The sequence below is a fragment of the Streptomyces durbertensis genome (genome assembly GCF_014156695.1).
Taxonomy (GTDB): domain Bacteria; phylum Actinomycetota; class Actinomycetes; order Streptomycetales; family Streptomycetaceae; genus Streptomyces; species Streptomyces durbertensis.
In genome coordinates, this window is sequence record NZ_WMLF01000489.1 from 1 (window position 1) to 3,781 (window position 3,781).

3 protein-coding genes are annotated in these 3,781 nt (G+C 70.5%); all 3 read right to left on the reverse strand.

Annotated features, from left to right (window positions below; translation table 11 throughout):
* Positions 1–63 precede the first annotated feature (63 nt).
* The 3 genes from GL263_RS23170 to GL263_RS23180 all read right to left on the reverse strand — a co-directional run bounded on the left by GL263_RS23170 (position 64) and on the right by GL263_RS23180 (position 3,718).
* Positions 64–891: a carbohydrate ABC transporter permease gene (locus tag GL263_RS23170; protein WP_228456764.1), complete on the reverse strand. Its 828-nt coding sequence runs from the start codon at positions 889–891 to the stop codon at positions 64–66.
* 131 nt (positions 892–1,022) lie between these two features.
* A complete protein-coding gene (locus GL263_RS23175; RefSeq protein ID WP_182857691.1) occupies positions 1,023–2,372 on the reverse strand; it encodes an ABC transporter permease in 1,350 nt (449 codons plus the stop codon).
* 8 nt (positions 2,373–2,380) lie between these two features.
* Positions 2,381–3,718 carry an ABC transporter substrate-binding protein gene (locus GL263_RS23180; protein ID WP_182857692.1) on the reverse strand — a complete coding sequence of 446 codons (1,338 nt, stop codon included), beginning with the start codon at positions 3,716–3,718 and terminating at the stop codon, positions 2,381–2,383.
* Positions 3,719–3,781 lie beyond the last annotated feature (63 nt).

Consider the following 3,781-nt stretch of genomic DNA (forward strand, 5'->3'; position numbering starts at 1 on the left):
GGCGGGAAACGGTCCGGTGTCGGGCGGGGAGTGGACACCGGACCGGCCCGCGTCGGTGGGGCGCTACTTGACCGATCCGGCCATCACGCCCTGTACGAAGTGCCGTTGGAAGGCGAAGAACACCGCGAGCGGCACCACCAGCGACAGGAACGCGCCTGGCGCGAGCACCGAGATGTTGCTGCCGAACTGCCGCATCTCCTGCTGGAGCGCGACCGTCAGCGGCTGGGAGTCGCTGTCGGCGAAGAGCAGCGCCACCAGCATGTCGTTCCACACCCACAGGAACTGGAAGATGGCCAGGCTGGCGATGGCCGGACGGCCCAGCGGCAGCACGAGCTGGACGAAGATCCGCCACTCGCCGCCGCCGTCCATGCGGGCGGCCTCCAGCATCTCCCGGGGGATCTGCGCGAAGTAGTTGCGCAGCAGGAACACCGCGAACGGCAGTCCGTAGGCGACGTGGAACAGCACCACGCCGGGGATCGTGCCGAACAGCCCGACCTGGCCGAAGAGTTTGGCCACCGGCAGCAGGCCGATCTGGATCGGCACGACCAACATGCCCACCACGACGAGGAAGATGACGTCCCGGCCGGGGAACTCCAGCCAGGCGAAGGCGTATCCGGCGAGCGAGGCGAGCAGCACCACCAGCAGCGTCGTCGGCACCGAGATCAGCACGGTGTTCCAGAACGCCGAGGTGATCGCGGAGTTCTCCAGCAGCGCGGTGTAGTTCTCCAGCGTGAGCTGGCTCGGGTCGGTGAAGGACGTCCACCAGCCGCTGGCCGCGTTGTCCCGGTCGTCCCGCAGGGAGGAGAGGAACAGGCCGGCCAGCGGCGTCAGCCAGACGAGCCCGACCAGCAGCAGCACGACCTGCACCACGCCGTTGCCGAGCCGCTTCATGATCCAGCCGACCGGCCCGCTGCGCGGCGGACGGGAAGCCGCCCGGCGCCGCCCGCGGCCGGACTTCGGTGGCACGACGCCCCGCCCGGTGTCCGCGTGGGGGCGGGGCACCTCGGTGATGCCGGGGGCGCTCATGATTCGCTCCTGCGGAAACGTCGGATGTTGAAGATCATCGCGGGGACCACCAGGAGCAGCAGCAGTACGGCGAGCGCGCTGCCGAGGCCCTGGTCGTTGCCGCCGCCGAAGGACACCAGCCACATCTGGGTGGCCAGCACGTTCGCGTCCTCCTGCACGGGGCCGGGGGCGATGATGTAGACGAGGTCGAAGACCTTCATCACGTTGATCACCAGCGTCACGAACACCACGGTGAGGACGGGCGCCAGCAGCGGCACGGTGATGCGGTGGAAGATCTGCCACTCGTTGGCGCCGTCCATCCGGGCGGCCTCCAGCGTCTCGCGCGGCATCGCGGCGAGTCCGGCGCCGATCAGCACCATCGCGAAGCCGGTCCAGATCCACAGGTAGGCACCGATGACGGCGGGCGTGACCAGCGCCGGGCCGAGCCAGTTGACGCCCTGGTAGGGCTCGGCGAAGTTCGCCGCCGGCAGCCGCAGGGTGTAGGAGCCGTCGGCGAGGCCGGTGAAGCTGTACGAGCCGTCGTCGCCGGTGGTGGTGCGGGCGGCGACGTCGCCGCCGTCCTTCACCGCCTCGACGGTCATTCCCGGCAGGCCCTGTTCCTTGGGGTCGACGACGCCCGGCTGCCCGCCGCCGCCCGGGGTGAAGTCCAGGTAGACGACGCCGCGCAGCTCGTCGTCGCCGGCCGGTTCGGCGGCAGCGGCGGCGGCCGGTTCGGCGCCGGAGGGCACCTCGGTGGGCGGTACGCCGACCAGGCCGAGCGGGACGCTCTGCCCGGGGCGGGCCGTCGCCTCGGTGCGGTAGCCGCCGTCGGCGGGGACGAGGCCGTCGCCTTCCCGGGCCCTGGCCTTCGGGTAGGGCGAGGAGTCGGTGAAGGTGTCGTGCACCCCGACGACCACGGCGTTGATGACGCCGCGCTCGGGGTTCTGCTCGTAGGCGAGGCGGAAGATGATGCCCGCGGCCAGGAACGACACCGCCATCGGCAGGAACAGCACCAGCTTGAACGCCGTCGCCCAGCGGATCTTCTCGGTCAGGACGGCGAGCACCAGCCCGAGCCCGGTGAGCAGGACGGGGGCGACGACGACCCAGATGGTGCTGTTCCTGACGGCCTTGAGGGTGGCCGGGTCGCGGAACATCTCGACGTAGTTGGCGCCGCCGACGAACGTGTCGCCGGAGGCGTCGAAGAGGCTGCGGCCGAGGGAGAAGAACACCGGGTAGAGCACCAGCGCGCCGAGGAGCAGCAGCGCGGGCAGCACAAACACCCAGGCGATCATTCTCCGACGCCGCTGAGCGCGGCGCCGCGGGGTCGCGGCGCCGCGAGCGGGGGCTGTGGAGGGCATGCCCGACATCTCCTAGGTCAGCCGTTGCCGAAGGCCTTGGCCGCGGCGGCTTCCAGCTTGGCCGCGGTGGCCTTCGGGTTGGACGGGTCGCGGAGGAAGTCCTGGAGGAGCTTCCACTGGCCGGCGCCCTTGGTGCCGCCGAACGCGGCGGGCGCCTGGTCGGACATGTCAAAGCGGACGGAGTCGCCGGCGTCGACGAGCGCCTTGGCGATCTCGCGGGTGGTGTCGTCGCCGTAGGCGGACAGGTCGAGGGACTTGTTCGGGGAGATGAAGCCGCCCGCGCCGGCCCACACCTCGGCGGCGTCCGGGCCGGCCAGGAACTCCATCAGCCGCATGGCGGCCTTCTGGTTCTTGCCGTCCTTGAGGACAACCGCCGCGTCGCCGCCGCTGACCACCGGGGCGTCACCGCCGCCGACACCGGGGAACGGGAAGAACTTCGCGTCCTCGCCGAGCTTGCGGCCGAACTGGTCCTTGGCGATGCCGCCGACGAAGTCGCCCTCGTAGACCATCGCCGCCTTCGGCTCGGGGCCGAAGACCTGCTCGACGGAGGTCGGGAAGTCGGTGCGCAGCGCGCCGGCCGAGCCCTTGTGCAGCAGGTCCTTGTCGCCGAACAGCTCGCCGAGCGTGGTGAGCGCCTTGACGACGGTCTCGTCCGTCCACGGCATGGTGTGGTCGGCGAGCTTGTCGTAGTTGGCCGGGCCGGCCTGCGACAGGTAGATGTTCTCGAACCAGTCGGTGAGCGTCCAGCCGTCCTCGCCGGCCACGGCGAACGGGGAGGTGCCGGAGTCGCCGATGGTGCGGGCGGCCTTCAGCATGTCCTCGTAGCTCTTCGGCGGCTTGACGCCGGCCTGGTCGAAGGCGTCCGGGCGGTACCAGACGGTCGACTTGTTGGCGGCCTTGAAGTACAGGCCGTAGAACTTGTCGCCGACGGTGCCGTAGTCCTTCCAGACGTTGGCGAAGTTCCGTGTCGCCTCCATCTCGACGTCCTCGGACAGCGGCACCAGCCAGCCCTTCTTGGCGAACTGCTGGACCACGCCGAGCTGCGGCACCATGACGACCTCGGGCGCCTGCTTGCCCTCGATCTTGCTGCCGACAAACGTGGAGACGTTGTCGCCGGAGGCGACGAGCTTCACGTCGGCGCCGGTCTCGTCGGTGAAGGCCTTGAGCACCTTCTTGAAGTTCTCGGCCTCCACGCCGGTCCACACGGCGGCGACCGTGAGGCTCTGGCCGCTGAGTTCCTTGCCGGCCGGTCCGGTGGTGTCGCCGCCGCAGGCGGTGGCGCCGATGCTGAGCGCGAGCGCGCCGGCGGTGACGGCGGCTATGCGGCCGGTCTTCTGGCGTCGTGTCGGTCTCATGGTGGGTCCCTTCGTCAGGGTCGAAACGCGGGGCGGATCAGAACGCGGGGCGGGGGGCTGGGG

Excerpts from the sequence above, each read along its gene's own strand:
- GL263_RS23170 (WP_228456764.1), bottom strand. The coding sequence starts at position 891 with ATGAAGCGGCTCGGCAACGGCGTGGTGCAGGTCGTGCTGCTGCTGGTC.
- GL263_RS23175 (WP_182857691.1), bottom strand. The coding sequence starts at position 2,372 with ATGTCGGGCATGCCCTCCACAGCCCCCGCTCGCGGCGCCGCGACCCCG.
- GL263_RS23180 (WP_182857692.1), bottom strand. The coding sequence starts at position 3,718 with ATGAGACCGACACGACGCCAGAAGACCGGCCGCATAGCCGCCGTCACC.